A 17,452-nucleotide genomic window follows, 5' to 3' on the forward strand; every position below is an offset into this window, starting at 1 on the left:
CTCGCCGTTGCCTCAATGCATCTCGGCTTCGTCGTCTTCTTCCGTGTCGTCCTTGCGCGCATTCGCCTGCGCATGCGCGCGGCGAAAATCCTTCGAATGCAATCCGTGCTTCTTCAGCAACATCTGAAGGTGTGAACGGTTCATGTCGACGCGGCGCGCCAGTTCGGCGACCGTGCCGCCCACTTCCTGCAAGCCGCGCTGCAAGAACGCCTTTTCGGCTTCGTCGCTGGCGGCGCGCTTCGCATCGCTGAGCGACAACAGATTGGTCACGCTCGCCGCGCCGTTGGCGGCCTCGTTCGCCCCACCGAACAGGGGCGCCGTCACGGGTGCCGTGGGCCGCATATCCACCGGCAAGTGATCGACGTCCGCGATATCCCCTGCCAGACACGAGATGCGGTACATCACGTTGCGCAATTCGCGGATATTGCCCGGATACGCATAGGTCAGCAGAAAGTCCCGTAATTTAGGGGTGATTCTCACGGGGCGGCGCTTGAGCGCGCCCGCCGCTTCATCGCCGAAGTACTGGATAAGCAACGGAATTTCATCGCGCCTTTCGCGCAGCGGCGGCAAGGTCACGTGAATGACGCTCAGCCGGTAAAAGAGATCTTCGCGAAACGTGCCCTGTTCGCTCAGTTTGCGCAGGTTGCGATTGGTCGCGGCGACGATCCGCGTATCGACGCCAATCGGCTCGTCCGAACCCACGCGCTGTATTTCATGCGCTTCCAGCACGCGCAGCAGCTTCACTTGCCCCGTCAAAGGCAATTCGCCGATTTCGTCGAGAAAGATCGTCCCCGTATGCGCGCTTTCGAATTTGCCTTTACGGTCGTTCGTTGCGCCCGTGAACGCGCCTTTTCTGTGGCCGAACAGTTCCGACTCCAGCAGGTTGTCCGGTATCGCGCCGCAGTTCACGGAGATGAACGGCTTGTCCGAGCGGCTGCCGTTGGCATGGATGACCTTCGCCATCAGCTCCTTGCCGGTACCGCTTTCGCCGTCGATCAGAACGGGCAGATCCGTCGGCGCCGCTTTCTCCGCGATTTCGAGCGATTCCAGCAGCTTCGGGTTATCGCCGAACGTTCCTTCGAAAATGAAGCTGCGCGCGAGCAAAGCCTGGCGCCGCGCGCCGCGCGACAGGTCGCCGCGCATCGGCTCGACCACGGCCGCTTGCACGAAGCGCTCCTTGTGCGACATCTGCATCACTTCGTCGCGCAGCGAACTCGCCTGTTTCAGGAGTTTTTCGATATCCGCGCGTTCGAGCCGCGACGACCAGCGCAGCGTCGAGCGCAGGATCTCGATCTTCTCGATCAACCCTGCGTACGAGATAGCGGACCCGGCTTCTTCAGGCTGCTGGTCAAGTATTTTCATCAGGCGCTCAATTGTTTCTGGACGAGCTGGTAGTACATGCCCTTCCGGTTGACCAGTTCCTCGTGACGCCCCTGCTCGACGATCGCGCCTTCATAGAGCACGATGATCTTGTCGGCGCGCATGATCGTACTCAGCCGGTGCGCAATGATGACGGCCGTGCGTCCTTTGAGGATCTCCTGCATGTTGCCGAGGATATTGCTCTCCGATTGGGTATCGAGTGCGGAAGTCGCCTCGTCGAATACGAGAAGACGGGGATCGTGATACAGCGCGCGAGCAATGCACAGCCGCTGAATCTGGCCGCCCGACAAGCCAATGCCGCGCTCGCCCACAATCTGTTCGTAACCGAGCGGCAGCTTGGCGATGAACGCGTGCGCGTCGGCCATTCTGGCCACTTCTTCGATCCGTCGGCGATCGGGCGTGTCGTCGCCGCTCGCGATGTTCTCGGCGATCGTGCCGGAAAACAGCAGGTTCGATTGCATGACGTAGCCGATCTGCGCGCGGAAGAAAGCCTTGTCGATCACGTTCATGTCATACCCGTCGACCGTCATCTTGCCGTCGCTCGGCGCATAGAACCCGACCAGCAGTTTTGCGAGCGTGGTCTTGCCTGACCCGCTGCGCCCGACGATCGCCACCAGTTCGCCAGGTTTGATGTCAAAGCTGATGTTCTCCAGCACATAGGCGCTCTCGTCCTCGCCATAGCGGAAGTACACGCCGTTCAGGCTGATCGCGCCTTGCAGGTCAGGCAGCATCACGCGCGACGGCAGGTCTTGAGGCTTCTGCTCCGGTTCGATATCGAGCACGTCGCCCAGCCGCTCCATCGCGACGCCTGCGTCGTTGAGCATGCTCCACAAGCCGACGAGTCCCATCAACGGCGTCAGCACGCTACCCATGAACGCGTTGAACGCGATCAACTGCCCGATCGTCATTTCGCGGGCGAGCACGAGATTCGCACCGACCCAGAGAATCGCAATCGTCGTCGCCGCATTCAGCAACTGGCTGATAAAGCCGATCAGGATGTTGAAAGCGTGTGCGCGGTATTGCACTTCGAGTGCCTTCGCGTATTTCTTTTCCCAGCGCAAGCGTACGGGTCGCTCGATGCCCATGCCCTTCACGGTTTCGACGCCGGACAACGCTTCCATCAGAAACGATTTCGAATCCGTTCCGGCCGCAAACGTTTCGCGTGCATAGCTCTTGATCTTCGGCGTGGCGATCAGCGTCAGCGCCATGATAGGAATGACGAACGCGATCAGCACGAGTGTCATTTTCGCGTTATAGAAGAACATGATCGCGAAGTAGATGAACACCATCAGCAGATTGAGTGCCGTCGTTACCGTCGATTCCGTGAGGAACGCACGTATCGTCTGGTTTTCCTGGAAGCGCGCGAAAATGTCACCCGTCTTGCGTTTGGCAAAGAACGAGAACGGCAGCGACATCGTGTGCCTGAAGAACTGCGACATCATTGCGAAGTCCATGTTGCGTACCATGAAGTTCGACAGATACGCGCGAACCATCGACATCAACTGCGAAAATACATTCGAAATGATCAGACCGAGTATCAGCAGATGCAGCAGGCTGACGTTCTGATGCACGATTACGCCATCGAGGATGTTCTGAATGATCAATGGCGGAATCACACCGAGCACCTGAATCACGAAGGTCGCGAGGAACAGGTTCAGCAGAATCTTTTTATACGGCGTCAGATAGCCGACGAAGCGCAGCCACGGCGAGCGCGACGCGGAGATCTGCACGAGATTCGGTCCCGGCGTAAACAGCAGACACGTGCCGCTCCAGCCGCGCTCGAAGTCTTCGAGACTCAGCTTGCGGAATCCCAAAGCGGGATCGGCAAGCCATACGTGATTCTTCGACACGCCGTACACGATGATGTAGTGATAGCCTTCCCAGTGCACGATGAACGGCAGGTCGAAGCCGCGCAGCGAGTCGAACGTGCACTGCACGCCGCGCGCCGTGAAGCCTAGCGATTCACCCGCGCGCGCCAGACTGTCCAGCGTCGCACCCTGCGTCGTGACGTTCGCGAGTTCGCGCAGCTTGCCGAGCGTCATCGGAATGCCGTAGTGCTTGCAGATCATTGCAAGACAGGCGGCACCGCAATCCATTTCCTCGGCCTGCTCGACGAGTCCGAAGCGCCGTATCACGCGCTCGCCGAGTTCGGGCTTCGAATGCAGGTCGAGCCGCAAAGGCCGCTTGCGGCGCTGCTCGATGCGTTTTTGCCGGTCGAGTTCGCGGTCGGCGTATTTGATGCGCTCGTCGAGCACCTCGCGCAGTTTCGGATTGCGTTCGAGGATGAAATGCACCGTGCGCTCTGGAATCACCAGCAGCCGCGTGTCCGTCGTCGCAACGGCCGATGCCGTCTGCTCCTGCCGCATCAGGCAGGCCTTCTCGCCGAAAATTTCGCCTTCGCGCAGCGTCGCGAGCGTGTAGTCGGTGCCATCCTCATTGCGTACGATGCGCACTTCGCCTTGCCGCACGACATACAGCCGCCGGTCGTCGCGCGCGTCCTGCTTGAGAATCTCCTTGCCCGCGCTGACCTTCTTGACACCGACACTGCGCACGTACTCTTCGAGTTCCTGCTTGTTCAGCTTGCCGCGCAAGTCGAATAACTGCGCAACGAAACCGCCCGCCGAGTTGATCGCGACATAACTCGCGACAAATGCAAGCGCCGCCTGATTGCCGGCGATGATCGGTTCCGTCGCGGCGCGCGGAATGAACAGCAGTTCGGTCTTTCCCGAAGAGCGTACCGACGATTCATGCACATACGCGCGCAGCATCGCAATGTCGGCAAATACTTCGCCCGCCTTGCGCACGCCCATGCTGATCTCTTTGCCGTGCTCTTCGGTGAAGATGCGCACCGAGCCCGACTTGATCACACAGAGGCCTTCGGCGGGATCGCCCGCGTTGCACACCGTTTCGCCAAACGAATAGAAGCGCGATTGCACATGCTCTGCGAGGCGTTCGAGTTCTTCGCGCGTGAACGGCGACAGAATCTCGACCGTCGACAGGAAGTCGGCGATGGAAGGCGTGGTTTGCGGTGCATCCATGATGCTTGGGGTCCCCGTCAGCAGCGCGCGTCAATCAGAGCGCTTCGATGATGTGTTCCTGCGCACGCGTTATCAGCCACTGTTCGCGCAACAGCCGCTTGATTTCCGACGCGACGTCCTCGTCGAGTTGCGCCGGATATTTCGCCGTCACCGCAAAGATCTCGAAGCACGAGCGGTCCAGCGACGCGAACGGCCCCAGCAGATCGCCGACTGCCGCATTGAAGATCTTCGCCTCGATATCAGGCTTCAGCGAACCGCGCAGTACTTTTCCGATCACGCCACCCGAGTCTTTCGTATCGGCAATCGAATGCTCGCGGGCCATTTCCGCGAACGCATCGGGATCGTCGCTCAGGTACGAGATCATTTCCTTCGCCTTGCCTTCGTCGTCGAGCAGAATGTGGCTGACCTCGATAGCATCGAATTTCGGCGAATTCATCGAAAAGTACTCTTCGATCTCGCCTTCGTTGCCCACCTTGTCGAGCATCTTTTCCTGATACAGGCTGTCGGTGATGAACGTCTCGAACTCGTCGAGACCGACCTTCAGCGTGTCGAGATACTGGTTCATGTCCGCCGCGCGATGCAGCCCGCGCACGCGCCGGAACTGGTCGGCGCGCTCCTGTATCTCGTCGGTGCTCACTGTCACGCCGTGTTTCTTCGCGGCGTGCACGGTCAGCTTGTCGCGCACCATCTGCTCGATCAGGCTTTCGAACTGGCCCGTGAGTTTCAGTAGGCGTATGAATTCGCCGACATCCACGACTTCATCATCGATTCGTACGATCGCGGTCATCTTGTCCGCTCCTCTAGTGGCGGCCCGAACGAACAGGCGGGCTGGCGGTTGTACTTTCGGCTACGCTTGCGTTGCAATGAGTTGTTCTGAAGCTATCCGGCCAGTTGCCTGAACGGGTCCAGCCCAAGATCGATCAGCCGCCGCTCGCGAACGACGATTTCGGCGCTCGCTGTCATGCCGTACCGCAGCGGGTAGCGGTTCTCCGCGATCTGGTAATAATTCCTGTCGAGCTGCACGCGGCCTTCGTAGACAGGCTGCTTGTCCTGCGCCGATGGCTTGGTTGCCGGCGAGATGTACGCGAGCGTGCCGTTGATCAGCCCGTAGCGCTGATACGGGAACGCATTGAACTTCATCTTGACGGTCATGCCTTCGTGCAGGAACGCGCGGTCGCGCTCCGCGATTTCGATCTTCAGCACGGGGCGCGCGTCCTTTGGCGCGATGCCGCCGAGCGGCGCATTCGCCTGGATCTTGTCGCCCGTTTGCGTCGACGTCACGTCGGTGATCACACCGGAAGTCGGCGCGAGTATCAGCAGAAAGTTGTCCTTGTCGATGTTCTCGAAGCGGATGCGCGTAGCCGCGTCGGCGACGAGGCGTGCCGTCTGCAATTGCAGGCGCAGCTTCTCTTCGGTGCTGGTGATGTCGCGGATCAGATCGTCGTATTCAAGCTGCAGCTTCGTCGACTGCTGGCCGCTCGTTTCGAGTTGCGCGTTGGCCTCGGCGTATTCGTGACTCAGCTTGAAGTCGAGTTCGGCGAGCCGCGATTGCGCGACACGGTAGGCGTTTTCCGCTTCCAGAGCGGTGTTGCGTTTCGCGTCGACCTGCAACTCCGCAACGCCACCGCCGCCGGGCTGCGCGAACAGCCGCGCGTATTTGTCCGCTTCCTGACGCGCCGCATCGCGCGCGCGGCGTGCATTGTCGAGCGTGCTGCGCGCTTCTTCGAGTTGCGCTTTCTGGCCTTCCGCCAGCTTGGACGTGCCTTCCGAAATGCGGTTCTCGTGCAGACGCTCTTCCACTTCGAGCTGATCCTTGAGCGCGGTCGCCTTGCGCTCCATCAATTCCTTCTTCTGCGGAAACTCTTTCCATTCGCGCTCGGCGTCGTCGAGCTTCAACTGCGCCTGCAGTGCGTTGGTGGCCGCTTCGATCGCGCCGCGCGCATTGAGCCGCGCGAGCACGTCACCCTTCGAGACGGGTTGTCCTTCCGCGATATAGAGATCCGTGAGTTCGCCGTCGATAGGCGCATAAATGCGCCGCACGTCCGACTCCGGCGCCAGCGTGCCTTGCGCCGTGACGATCACGTCCGCGCGTCCGAAGAACGACCACATCAGGCCGGAGACAACGAGCGCGACCATGGTCAGCACGAGCGCCTGCGCAATGCGCACGGGCTCCGCCGTGAGAATCGCCACGCCTTCGGCGCTGTGATCTTCCAGCGCTTCGTAAAGCGGCTTAGGGTGATTGTCGCGCTTCACTTTGGTCACTGCCTCCAATCAACGCAAGCTTTGATTTCAGCAAGCCGGGTTCGAGCACCATCCGCAATTCCTGCAACGAGCGGCGCTGCAATTGCGTTTCCGCTTCGATGTCTTCGAGCAATTGATCCGAGCCCGCCGGATGCGGCGCCTTCAGTTGCGTATAGACGCGCATGCCCTGCTGCGCCGCCGTATTCGCGCCCGACAGCAGAAGCGCCTGACTGCGGAAGCCGCCCGAGATGCCGGATTCCAGACGCTGCGTGCCGCCGATCGAACCATTCGCGCGATATTGCCGCCACAATCCCTGTGCGCGATCGATCTGATCTTGCGCCCGCGCCAGCGCCTTGTCGCGCAGCGCATTGACGTCGCCCTGAACGGCGCGCACGTAGTACGCGTCTTCGACGGGGTCGAGGCTGGCGTAAAACGACAGCAGTTTGTCGTCGCGATCCGCTGAACCACGGCTCTTCTGCAGATCGGCGAACTGGTCGAGCAGCGCCTTCTTGTGCGCCAGTTCCGCTGTGATCACATCGGACCACGGGCCAGCGGGCATCGCCTGCAAACCGGCCAGCGCCTGCTGGCTATCTCCGCTTTGCCACGCGGCGCTCGCCGCGTCGTGCTTCGCTACGACGTCCGCCGAAGGCAGACGGCTCGCGCTCAATTGCGCGTACTGCGACTTGAACGGCGGCGTCCTGAAGTTCGCCTTTTTCATCAATGCAAGCAGGGGAACGAGGTGCCGTGCCGTCATCTCGTTGAAGATGTCCGCGTACTGGCGCAAGTCGCTACGCAGCGTATCCAGTCCGGCGAGCCGCGGGTAGCGTTGCGCATAATCGTCCAGCACGGCGGGCAGCACATCGGGCTTGTCGCGTCCTAGTTCGGTCGCGATGGTCGAGTTGAGCCGGTCGATCGCCGCGAGGTACACCGAGTCGTCGCTTTGCAGCTTGCGCAGATGGCTCATCGCGAGCGCATACGGCTCGGTGAATTCAGGCACGTACGACGCAATGCGGTCCAGAATCCGTTGATGCCCTTTTGCATCGTCTTCCCACTGCTTGAGCAGATTCTGGATACGGCCTTCGTCGCTATAGATACGAATCGGTGCATCCGGGCCGCCCCGACCGACGACAAACCGTTCCAGGTCTCCAACCCATTTCAACTGATTGATCAGCGCGAGCGCGTCGGGATTGTTCTGGCTCGTTGCGCGCATGCCGTCGATCAATGCTCCGGCACGATCGAACTGTTTCGCATGCAACGCCGACAGCCAGCCAGGCACGCGCGCTTTCATCAGCGCTTCGCTCGCTAGCGACCGGATCGCGTCGCTCGCTGGATGACGCTGCAACGACGACGTGGCAACATCCGCCGCCGATTCGTATTCTCCCGCCGCGAGCAGGCTCTTGATATCGCGCTCCGCCGCGCCGCGCATGTACAGCGTGACGGCCAGTCCCGCAACGACGACCAGCACCGCCAGACCGCCCCAGCCGACACGCCGCATCGTCGTGCGATCGCCTGCCGCGAACGTGCGCGTCAGTTCGCGCATCAGCAGTTGCCAGCGGCGGCGCGGACGGCGTGCCTGGGTTTCGGTTGCTTCGTCCGGCGTCAGGGGCGGAGCGTTTTCATTCACTTCGTCTTCGCGCTGCAATGCGCGGTCGACGCAGAAGATGTCGAGAAACGAATGCGCCGCGCCGACGAAGGTAGTCTTGTCGGGATCTTCCGCAGGCATCGCCGCCGCTGGCGCAGCGGCCACGGGCGCACCCGCTGCGGGAACGCCGATCGCTGCGGCAGGCGGCGTCATCTGGGTCACGGTAGGCTCGATTTCAAACGACTTTTCCAGCGCTACCTGATAGACGAAATGATCGCCGCCGAATCCAACGATATCGCCGTTTTGCAATGCGACAGCCGATTCGCCGAGACGCTTGTGATTGAGGAACGTGCCGTTCGTGCTGCCGAGATCTTCGATCCACGGTTCGCCGCCCTTCATGAAGATATGAGCGTGGCGCCGCGAAATGTAATTCACCTGATGCGGATAGCGGTCCTTGTAGCGCGAGAACAGTTCGTCCGTCTTGCTGACGAGAAACGGAAACGCAATGAGGTCGATGGGTTCGAGCCCCAGATCCACACGCTCCGGCTTAAGTGTCACAGTCAGATGCTGTACACCGCGCGCGGATGCCGAACTGAATGGACGCGGTTCGATTGCGACGCGATACGTCAGATCACCGCCAAAGCACAGTTCGTCGCCGGCCCGCACGCGCGACGGCGTCAGCCGCACGGCCACGCCATTGACCGTCGTGCCGTTCTTGCTGTCCAGATCCGCCACGTAGACCGCGCCGTGCTCACTAAAGATGCGCGCATGACGCCGCGATAGTTTAGTGGTCCGATCGCGCGGATAGTCGACGAACGGCGCCTCGCTGCGGCCGATCGCGAACAGATCGTCGACGATGCGAATGGGGCCGAGAGAAGGATGCGACACGGGCAGCAGCAGGACATCGAACTCCTTGTCCAGAGCCGCCCGCATCTCAGCAATCGGAGCTTCGCCGGGATTCATCTCTTTGCATCACTAAGCGTGGACACGAACGGAGCGTTCGACAGACGCGGCGATCAAGGCATATTCGACGCAGCCGTCATGCTGACCATATGAGCGGCTAATCAGGAATTTTAAGTCACGCATGGTGTTAGTCAATTATGGGTACGGCTAATGCGGTCTATATTCAGGCTCCGGTTCTCACAGACGTCGTTTTAAGAACCGTGCCAGCTTTTCCTCTATTCGCCCGCGTCACGCACGCAGCACGCCCGGTTCATTGCTTCACCTGCGTCTGCACATCCACAGCCGGCCAGCCGCCGCCCAGTGCCTTGTAAAGCAGTACCGTGTCCGACAGTATTTGCTGGTGATTCGTCAGCAGATCGAGTTGCGCCTGCAGAAGCGTGCGCTCCGTTTCGAACACGTCCAGTTGCGACACCACACCTTCGCGCAATTGCGATTGCATCTGTACGTTGACGACGCTCAGACGCTCCACTTCCTGTTGCAATTCGACGCGCTGCTGCTTGTGCGAATCCAGATTGACGAGAGCGTTCTCCACTTCCTCGAATGCGCCCATCACGGTTTGCCGGTACTGCTGCTCGGCGACGGTGGTTTGCGCCTCGGTAGTCTTGACATGGGCGCGCACGCCGGGATCGAGCAGCGGAATGTTGATGCTCGGCATAAAACCGAACGTGAACGACTTCAAAAGGTCGGACAGCGCGAAGCTCGCGGTGCCGCCATGGCCCGTCAGACTGATGGTCGGCAATTGCGCCAGCTTGGCTTCGCCGACCAGGTTATACGCTTCGAGCACGCGCAATTCCGATGCGACGATATCGGGCCGGCGCGACAGCAGTTGCGAAGGCAGCCCGCCCGGCACGGGCGGCTGTTGAACGCGCTGCTGCAGATGACCGACGGGCACGGTGAACTCACCCGCCGGCACGCCGATCAGCGTGCACAGTGCGTTGTTCGCAATGCTGCGTGAACGGCGCAGATCGAGCAGGTTCTTCGTTAGACGATTGACCTCGGCCTGTTGACGCATCACCTGCGTCTTTGGCACGAGGCCATTAAGGCTCATGCCTTCGAAGATCGAGAGAATCTTCTTGTTTTCGTCGACCATTCTCTGTTGCGCGTCGATCTGGTCGTCGAACTGAAGAATCTGGAAATACGTAGTCGCCACGTTCGACACGAGTTCAAGATAACCCGCGCGCCAATCGGCCTCCGTTGCGTGGAATTCGGCCTTCTGCGCCTGCACGCCTTTCTCGACCTTGCCCCAGATGTCGATGTCCCAGTTCACCTGCGCGGCTACGTTGTACTGCCGCGTGAACGGCTGCCCCGTGGTTTTCTGGAAATTCGCGCCTGCGCCGAGATCGGCCGTCGGCAACGCAGCCGACTTCGCTTCGCCGATCTGCGCGCCCGCTACGTCGATGCGCGCGGCCAGCACCTTGATGTCGAAGTTGCCTTCGATCGCTTTCGCGATCAGCGTATTCAGATACGGGTCCTGGAAGCCTTTCCACCAGTCCGGCACGATGGTGTCGGCGGGAGAAACGAGCGCGCCTGTCTTGTCGGACCATGACGCCTTGGCGGGCGTATCGGGGCGCTTGTAGTCGGCCATGTGAACGTCGACGCAACCTGCCAGCATGGCTGTGCAAACAGCAGCGGCAGAGATGACGCGAGCGACGGCGACGAACGAATCAGGCAACGCAGACACGATATTCTCCGATCATTCCCGGGTGTACTGCACGTGCAGAGCGCGCCTTTCAAGTAAAGCACGTCCAGCGCGGCATCTCTATCGATGTCGGCGGATTTCGTTAGGCGTGGAGTGCGTGCGGTAACGCGGCGGTCGTGTGGACAGGACGATTGGCTTCTGAATCTTTTTGACGATGCGCGGTGAAGCAAACTTCGCGGCCTTTGTCGGGACTTTCCCGGAACCCGCGGAGGCCGGTCCGGGCCTCCGCGGGCATGGCCGTGTGCCTAGCGCACGGTGACGCTGTTGTTGGCCAGCATCGTCGGCGTGATCGTCGTGGTCAGGCCCGACGCGAACGCGTTGCCGCCGCTCACGTTGCTGATGTCCATTTGCTGCTGGATCATTTGCTGCACATCACCGATGTGCTTGCTGTTGTCGAAGTCGAACTTGAGGCCCGGGAAGTGCGGATAGCCAGCGAAGCCGCCGCGGACGGCCTTCATGGCGTTGCCGTCGAGTGCTTCGGCAATGGACAGGTCTTTGATCATCAGTGTGCTCATGACAGTTCTCCTAAGAGGGAAGCGAAGATTTCGCCAAGGTGTTCCGGTTGGTTCAAGCATCTTGTCTGCTCGAACCTGACAACGCATAGGCTGTGCCAACTGCACTACGCGCGCCGCGAAAAACCTGCAAAACCTTGTTGCCATTAGGTTGCGCGTCAGAGACCCTTTGCGCACAGGCATTCAGCATTCACCGATCGCGCTCGATGGTGCCGCTGCGCGACCAACATTCGACGAGAAACTGTTGGTTCGAAAAAGACAGCACCGAAGAAGAACGTTGAGCACACTCGTTCGTTCACTTCGCGATCACCGTGATCTTCTTCGAATAGACGGGGGGATTGTGCGGAATGTGATTCTCGTCGCCCATCAGCAGTTGCAGCGTGTGCTTGCCGGGCGGCAAGGTGACCATCGTTTCCGTTTCTCCCGCGCCGAAATGCAGATGCTGGCGGTCGGAAGGAATCTCCTGATCTGGCGGCGGCATGTCGGTGTCGATCAGCAGATGATGATGGCCCGTGTTCGGATACTTCACGCCCTTGGGCGCGACGCCCATGTAGCGCAAGCCGAACCACACGCGAAACGGCTTGTTGGCGGGCACGACCTGTCCGTCGTTCGGATAGCCGATGTAGGCATAGGCATCTTTGGGCGCGGGTGTCGGGCCGGCGAATGCCACGTTCATCGAAGTGAGGGCGGTGAGGGCGGCAAGTGCCGCAGCGGCAACAACGATCCTGATCATGGCTGATGCTCTCCGTCTTGCGTCGTGCGTCTGGTGCGCCCTTGCGCCGGCGCAACGCTCGCGCGTGCTCACTTCACGATGATGGTGATCTTCTTCGAATAGACGGGCGGATTGTGCGGCACATGGTTGTAGTCGCCGAGCAGCAGTTGCAGCGTGTGCTTGCCGGGCGGCAGCTCGATGCGCGCATCCGTTTCGCCTGCGCCAAAATGCAGGTGATTCCGGTCAGAGGGAATTTCCTGATCCATCGGCGGCAAGTCCGTGTCGATCAGCAGATGGTGATGCCCTGTGTTCGGAACATTGACGCCTTTGGGGCAGACGCCCATGTTGCGCAAGCCCATTCGCACCCAGAGCTTGCCACCAGTGATCACGGTGCCGTCCGACGGCCAGATGATGTAGACCTCGGCGCCAGGCGGCGCAGGCGTCGGTCCTGCGAACACCTGCGCGGAAGCGAGAAAGAGCGCGCCGATAGCCGCGAGCCTTATTCTTCTTTGCATTGCGCATTCTCCCAGGGAGGGTCAGTGCTGCTTGCTTCCGTTTTAGCTTAGGACGTAACTTGTTAAAAAGAAACGCCACGCTCGTTAACGTTCTGACGTTCTAACTGCGTGCTATCGTTTGTAAGGGTGGTCCAGGTAAATACGTTGCGTGGGTATCGGGTGACATGGCGGGCGGCGACTGTCCTGCTCGAGCCGGTTCGTCCGATGACGAGGTTCTATGAGAACTTCCAGAACAACCAGGATCTGAAAATGTGGCGAAAACTCCTGCTGGTATGCATGATCGGGGCACTCCAGATGCGAGAAGCCGACGCCCAACCGATGCCGCCCGGCGCGAGCGATGCCACGTCTCACGCTGCCGCGAATCGTCTCTTTGCGCTTCCCGCCGACGCGGCTAGCCGCAAGGTCGCGCTCGTGATCGGCAACGCCAGCTATCCGGCCGGCGCGCTGCCGAATGCCGCGCGCGATGCGCAAAGCGTCGCCGGGTTGTTGCGTGCGCAAGGCTTCGAAGTCGTCCTGCGTACCGATGCAACGGCGCCGCAGATGCGCGAGGCGCTTGCCGAATTCGGCCGACGTCTGCAACCGGGCGGCACGGCGCTGTTCTATTTCGCAGGGCACGGCTTGCAGGCGGGCCGCACCACGCTGCTCGCGTCCGCCGGTGCCGATCCGCGTGCGCCCGCCACGCTGATGACGGCGAGCATCGATCTGTCGAACGTGCTCGACACGCTCGCGGCGCCTCGCAAGAACGCGCTCAATCTCGTCGTGCTGGACGCATGCCTCACGCAACCATTCGAAGCGGCCCGTCTCGCGATGCCGTTGCCTGCGCAAACATTGATCGCCTATGCGACGACGCAAGGCGCGCAAGCCGCCGACGGGACCCGTCACGGCATCTTCACGGGCGCGTGGCTGCGTGAGATGCAGCGCGCGCCCGATGCGCCCGTCGATTCGATGTTCGCGCGTGTCTCACGGCAGGTCGCGGAAGCGACGCATGGCGCGCAGAGACCGTGGCGCTCGTCGTCGATGACGGAGCCGGTACGGCTTTTCGCTTCGCGTCATGCGGCGGAGCACCTGGAAGAGGAGCCGAACGCCGTCGTCGCATTGAACAGCCGCGGCATTCTGCCGAAAGATAGCAACGAGCAATACGAGCTGACGTTCTGGGAGTCGATCAAGGACAGCAATTACGCGAGCGATTACGAGGCCTATCTGAAGGCGTATCCCAATGGCCGCTTTGCGGCGCTTGCGAAGGCCCGGATCGACAGGCTCAAGGCTTCCGGACAGACCGCCGCGCCCGCCGCGACACATGCAGCGCCGCCCGCGGCGCCGTCGCGTCCTGCCGCAGCCGCCGCGCCTGCGCCACAACCTGCGCCGGCACCAGCACCTGCGCCTGCGCCGAAAGCGGCCGCCACTGCTGCACCCGCCCCCACGCCCGCACCGGCAAGCGCCGGGACAGGCGGCGAGAGCAAGGACTGCGCGGCTTGCCCGGTGATGATTTCATTGCCAGCAGGCTCGTTCACGATGGGCAGCAATGCCGACCCATCCGAAAAGCCGCCGCATCACGTGACCATTTCCGCGCCGTTTGCGATCGGTAAATACGAGGTGACGGTCGAGCAATGGAATGCATGCGCGGATGTCAACGGATGCCCGAAGCTGTCGCCCGAAAACAATTCGGTGAAGAACGCGCCCGCACGCGATCTCAGTTGGGACGATGCGCAGGCGTATGTGAAATGGCTGAGCAAGGTGACGGGCAAAGCGTATCGGCTGCCGACTGAAGCCGAATGGGAATATGCGGACCGCGCGGGCACCACGACGAAATACTGGTGGGGCGACCAGATGCGCAAAGGCATGGCGAACTGCAAAGACTGCGGCGATCCGTATCACAAGGAAGCGCCCGAACCCGTCGGCGCGTTCGCGGCAAACCCGAATGGCTTGCACGACATGAACGGCGGCGTATGGGAGTGGGTCAGCGACTGCTGGCATAACTCGTACCAGGGCGCGCCGAACGACGGCCGCGCGTGGGATGCCCCCGCTTGCAACATGCGCGTGATTCGCGGCGGCTCATGGCGGGAAGGCAACGACTACATGCTGAGTTCGACGCGCTTCAAGTACAGCCAGAGCGTGCGTCAGTCGCAGGACGGCTTTCGCGTGGTGAAGGAACTGAAGTGACCTGACATGCAGCAAGGTGCGCGACCTTCAACGCGCGCGTGCCTTGCTCGTGATCTGCGCGAAGTCCGCGACGATATGGTCTTGCCCATATTTGGAGGCTAGCTGCTTGAGCCGCGTATCGAGCGCGCGCAGATAATCCGTGCGCGACTCGCTTTCGGGTCGTGGCGTATCGAAGAGCGGCGCAGGCGTAATCAGCAGGACGACCAGTTCCTGACCGAACGGCTTCGAGATGATCCAGTCGCCGCCGCTGCCGATGGTCGCCGAGTAATGCGACGGCGCCTGGTTATCTTTCGCGCGCGGCCCCGGCACCATGTGCACGACACTTCCGTCTAGCACGTAATAGTCGATGTTCACATACGAGTCGTAGCCCGGCGTCCGTACGTCGACGACGAGAGGATCGCCTTCCGTCAGCACGCCGTTCGGCATGCGCGCCGTCAACGACGCGATATGCCCCGCCAGCCAGTTGCGCGTCCAGTATGAGCCGAGCTCCTTCAGCACCTCGCATTTGTCGCTGCTCACATGCTGCACGTCGACCTTGGTCGACGCCACGCCGGGCAATGTTGCAAGGCGCTCGTTGACCTGTGCCTCGCCGTGTTGCGGTACGAATCCGCGCACCTGTACCGCGCGATCCTGAATCGAAGCCGCAAGCGCCGAGCACGGCAATGTCGCGAGCGCCGAGGTGACGGCGGCGAGTGTCGGCGGGGCCGGTTGGGCCGGCGTGCTCGGCGCGGATGCAACGGCAGGCGCCGACGGGGTGGCGGGCGTGATGGGTTGAACGGGCGAAGTGGCGCTAGATGAAGACTGCGCGCCGCCCGCATCGGACGCGGTGCTCACCTGCAGCGCCGCATTCTCCTGCTCCAGCGTCCGCGAAGCACGATAGAAGTACAGCGCGCCGCCCGCCGCGCAAGCGAGCGCGAGGCCGGCGACACCCGACTTCATCAGCATGCCAGTGCGGTCGACACTGCGCCCCGACGACTTCGACGCCGATGGACGCTCCTGCGCGCCGAACTCTTCGACGAAGCGCGACACCGTCGGCGTGCGCGACTTGCGATCGAAGGCGAGCGTCGCACGCAATGCCCGCCATTGGCGGTTGCTCAGGTTCTCGGGCCGCTGCGGTTGCCGGTTCGACGCACGCGCCTGCGTGGCCGACTGACGGTCGAACGGATGACGCCCCGTCAATAGCTCGTAGGTAATGCAGCCCAGCGCGTAAATGTCGTCGCGCGGATCGGGTTCGAGATGCTCGAGCATTTCCGGGCTCGCATAGGCGGGCGTCAATGCGCCGAGGCTGCCGGGATCGAACACGGTCGCGTCGCTTTCTTCTTCGGGACGCTGAAAGACGCGCGCGATGCCGAAGTCGATCACCTTGACTTCGCCCGTATCGGTCAGAAACACGTTGGCGGGCTTGAAGTCGCAATGCACGAAGCCGCGCTCGTGCGCGTACGCCAGCGCGCTCGACATGCCGCGCACGATCGGCAATGCGGACTGGACCGGCATGCCCTTGAAATCCTGCGTGCGCAGAATTTGGCTGAGCGGCTTGCCGGACAGGTATTCCATCGTCAGATAGACGATGGCGCCATCGCGGTCGAAATCGTAAACGGTGACGATATTGCGGTGCGCGAGGACCTGTGCCTTGCGCGCTTCACGCTGCAACGCAATCAGCGACTTCGGGTTGCCGCGGAATTGCGTGTTGAGCACCTTGATCGCGAGATAGGGCTTGCGGTCCGATGCTTCGAGCTTGCGCAGATCGAGCGCCTTGTAGACGGTGCCCATGCCGCCCACGCCCAGACACTCTTCGAGCACGAAGCGGTTGTTCAGTGTGTCGCCCGTACCCTTGACCTGATCGAGTCCGGACCCGACTGCTTCGCTGCTACGCGCGGGCGCAGGGGGCGGCGAAGTTGGCGGCTCGGTCACCGTTTGCATGCGCGTTTCCTCGCCGCCCGCTGCGGCAAGGTTCGAAACGGGCATCTGTTCGATGCGGCGGCGCACTTCCGCGTAGAGCGCAGGAGGCAGCGGCTTCCTGACGTGCGCTTCACCGAGTATTTCGAGCAGACGAGCCGAACCGACGCCTTCCGTTGTGAGCGTGCTGTCGAGTTGAGCGACGAACGCGTCCTGCGTCAGCGCGCCGCTCTGAAAGTCCCGAATCACGTGCGCAAGGCTAGCCATGTGTTCAAAGCGCTGCAGCTCCCGATGGTCTGAGGATTTCCCTGTCGTAACCAATTACATGTGCTCGTTCGATAGTAGCCCGCACGTATGTCTTTCGCAAACCAGGATTGCCCCGCGACGCGGTGGGCGTGTGGCGCCTGGCGGCTCGGTCTGGCATGACAGCATCTCGCCGTTCACCTTATTTGGCGGGAAGCCCTGTACATTAAGGCCTCAGCGCTTTTTTTGCCGCTGCGCCCAGGCGACCGGCGCAGGCTGTGTCTTGTTGTCAGGCCCTGGCAGACGACGTGCTCGAGCCTGAACCGAAACACCGTTTTAGTGAATCTTCGCGTCCCTCTACGGAGCGCGACTTCGACAACAGCAAGACGGTCAATGACCCGCAGCTTGTAAACCGAAGCCTGAATATCTGCAACGTGAGCAACAATCACAACGCGTTCGTTTCGAATCCGCCGACCACGATCAGGCCAACGATGACGGCCAGCAACAACAG

Annotated in this window: 11 protein-coding genes; 1 reads left to right on the forward strand and 10 read right to left on the reverse strand. The window is 61.5% G+C overall.

Going from position 1 to position 17,452, the window contains the following annotated elements; translation table 11 throughout:
* Positions 1 to 12: 12 nt before the first annotated feature.
* The 9 genes from PPGU16_RS22340 to PPGU16_RS22380 all read right to left on the reverse strand — a co-directional run bounded on the left by PPGU16_RS22340 (position 13) and on the right by PPGU16_RS22380 (position 12,642).
* Positions 13 to 1,365 carry a sigma-54 interaction domain-containing protein gene (locus PPGU16_RS22340; RefSeq protein ID WP_180725181.1) on the reverse strand — a complete coding sequence of 451 codons (1,353 nt, stop codon included), beginning with the start codon at positions 1,363 to 1,365 and terminating at the stop codon, positions 13 to 15.
* Positions 1,362 to 4,418 carry a peptidase domain-containing ABC transporter gene (locus tag PPGU16_RS22345; protein ID WP_180725025.1) on the reverse strand — a complete coding sequence of 1,019 codons (3,057 nt, stop codon included), beginning with the start codon at positions 4,416 to 4,418 and terminating at the stop codon, positions 1,362 to 1,364. The genes PPGU16_RS22340 and PPGU16_RS22345 overlap by 4 nt, the downstream gene beginning before the upstream one ends.
* A 34-nt stretch (positions 4,419 to 4,452) precedes the next feature.
* A complete protein-coding gene (locus tag PPGU16_RS22350) occupies positions 4,453 to 5,205 on the reverse strand; it encodes a peptidylprolyl isomerase (RefSeq protein ID WP_180725027.1) in 753 nt (250 codons plus the stop codon).
* Between the two features lie 92 nt (positions 5,206 to 5,297).
* Positions 5,298 to 6,671: a beta-barrel domain-containing protein gene (locus PPGU16_RS22355; protein ID WP_180725182.1), complete on the reverse strand. Its 1,374-nt coding sequence runs from the start codon at positions 6,669 to 6,671 to the stop codon at positions 5,298 to 5,300.
* On the reverse strand, positions 6,649 to 9,204 hold the full coding sequence (locus PPGU16_RS22360) for an FHA domain-containing protein (protein WP_180725029.1): 2,556 nt from the start codon (positions 9,202 to 9,204) through the stop codon (positions 6,649 to 6,651). The genes PPGU16_RS22355 and PPGU16_RS22360 overlap by 23 nt, the downstream gene beginning before the upstream one ends.
* A 250-nt stretch (positions 9,205 to 9,454) precedes the next feature.
* Entirely contained in the window at positions 9,455 to 10,885 is a 1,431-nt protein-coding gene (locus PPGU16_RS22365) for an efflux transporter outer membrane subunit (protein ID WP_180725031.1), read from the reverse strand.
* Between the two features lie 263 nt (positions 10,886 to 11,148).
* Positions 11,149 to 11,418, reverse strand: coding sequence for a hypothetical protein (locus tag PPGU16_RS22370; RefSeq protein WP_180725033.1), 270 nt, complete (start codon positions 11,416 to 11,418; stop codon positions 11,149 to 11,151).
* Between the two features lie 292 nt (positions 11,419 to 11,710).
* Positions 11,711 to 12,148: a DUF4399 domain-containing protein gene (locus tag PPGU16_RS22375; RefSeq protein WP_180725035.1), complete on the reverse strand. Its 438-nt coding sequence runs from the start codon at positions 12,146 to 12,148 to the stop codon at positions 11,711 to 11,713.
* A 68-nt stretch (positions 12,149 to 12,216) separates the two neighbouring features.
* Positions 12,217 to 12,642: a DUF4399 domain-containing protein gene (locus PPGU16_RS22380; RefSeq protein ID WP_180725037.1), complete on the reverse strand. Its 426-nt coding sequence runs from the start codon at positions 12,640 to 12,642 to the stop codon at positions 12,217 to 12,219.
* A 249-nt stretch (positions 12,643 to 12,891) separates the two neighbouring features.
* Here PPGU16_RS22380 and PPGU16_RS22385 point away from each other — a divergent pair, with 249 nt between their 5' ends.
* Positions 12,892 to 14,802: an SUMF1/EgtB/PvdO family nonheme iron enzyme gene (locus tag PPGU16_RS22385; protein ID WP_434064433.1), complete on the forward strand. Its 1,911-nt coding sequence runs from the start codon at positions 12,892 to 12,894 to the stop codon at positions 14,800 to 14,802.
* Positions 14,803 to 14,829: 27 nt separating this feature from the next.
* Here the strand turns inward: PPGU16_RS22385 and PPGU16_RS22390 are convergent, their stop codons facing one another.
* A complete protein-coding gene (locus tag PPGU16_RS22390) occupies positions 14,830 to 16,965 on the reverse strand; it encodes a serine/threonine protein kinase (RefSeq protein WP_180725041.1) in 2,136 nt (711 codons plus the stop codon).
* Positions 16,966 to 17,452 lie beyond the last annotated feature (487 nt).

The organism is Paraburkholderia largidicola, from assembly GCF_013426895.1.
In the GTDB taxonomy this organism is placed as follows: Bacteria; Pseudomonadota; Gammaproteobacteria; order Burkholderiales; family Burkholderiaceae; genus Paraburkholderia; species Paraburkholderia largidicola.

Bases quoted from the DNA above. Each gene is read 5' to 3' on its own strand.
- PPGU16_RS22345 (WP_180725025.1), bottom strand. From the start codon at position 4,418: ATGGATGCACCGCAAACCACGCCTTCCATCGCCGACTTCCTGTCGACG.
- PPGU16_RS22350 (WP_180725027.1), bottom strand. From the start codon at position 5,205: ATGACCGCGATCGTACGAATCGATGATGAAGTCGTGGATGTCGGCGAA.
- PPGU16_RS22360 (WP_180725029.1), bottom strand. From the start codon at position 9,204: ATGAATCCCGGCGAAGCTCCGATTGCTGAGATGCGGGCGGCTCTGGAC.
- PPGU16_RS22370 (WP_180725033.1), bottom strand. From the start codon at position 11,418: ATGAGCACACTGATGATCAAAGACCTGTCCATTGCCGAAGCACTCGAC.
- PPGU16_RS22375 (WP_180725035.1), bottom strand. From the start codon at position 12,148: ATGATCAGGATCGTTGTTGCCGCTGCGGCACTTGCCGCCCTCACCGCC.
- PPGU16_RS22380 (WP_180725037.1), bottom strand. From the start codon at position 12,642: ATGCAAAGAAGAATAAGGCTCGCGGCTATCGGCGCGCTCTTTCTCGCT.
- PPGU16_RS22385 (WP_434064433.1), top strand. From the start codon at position 12,892: ATGTGGCGAAAACTCCTGCTGGTATGCATGATCGGGGCACTCCAGATG.
- PPGU16_RS22390 (WP_180725041.1), bottom strand. From the start codon at position 16,965: ATGGCTAGCCTTGCGCACGTGATTCGGGACTTTCAGAGCGGCGCGCTG.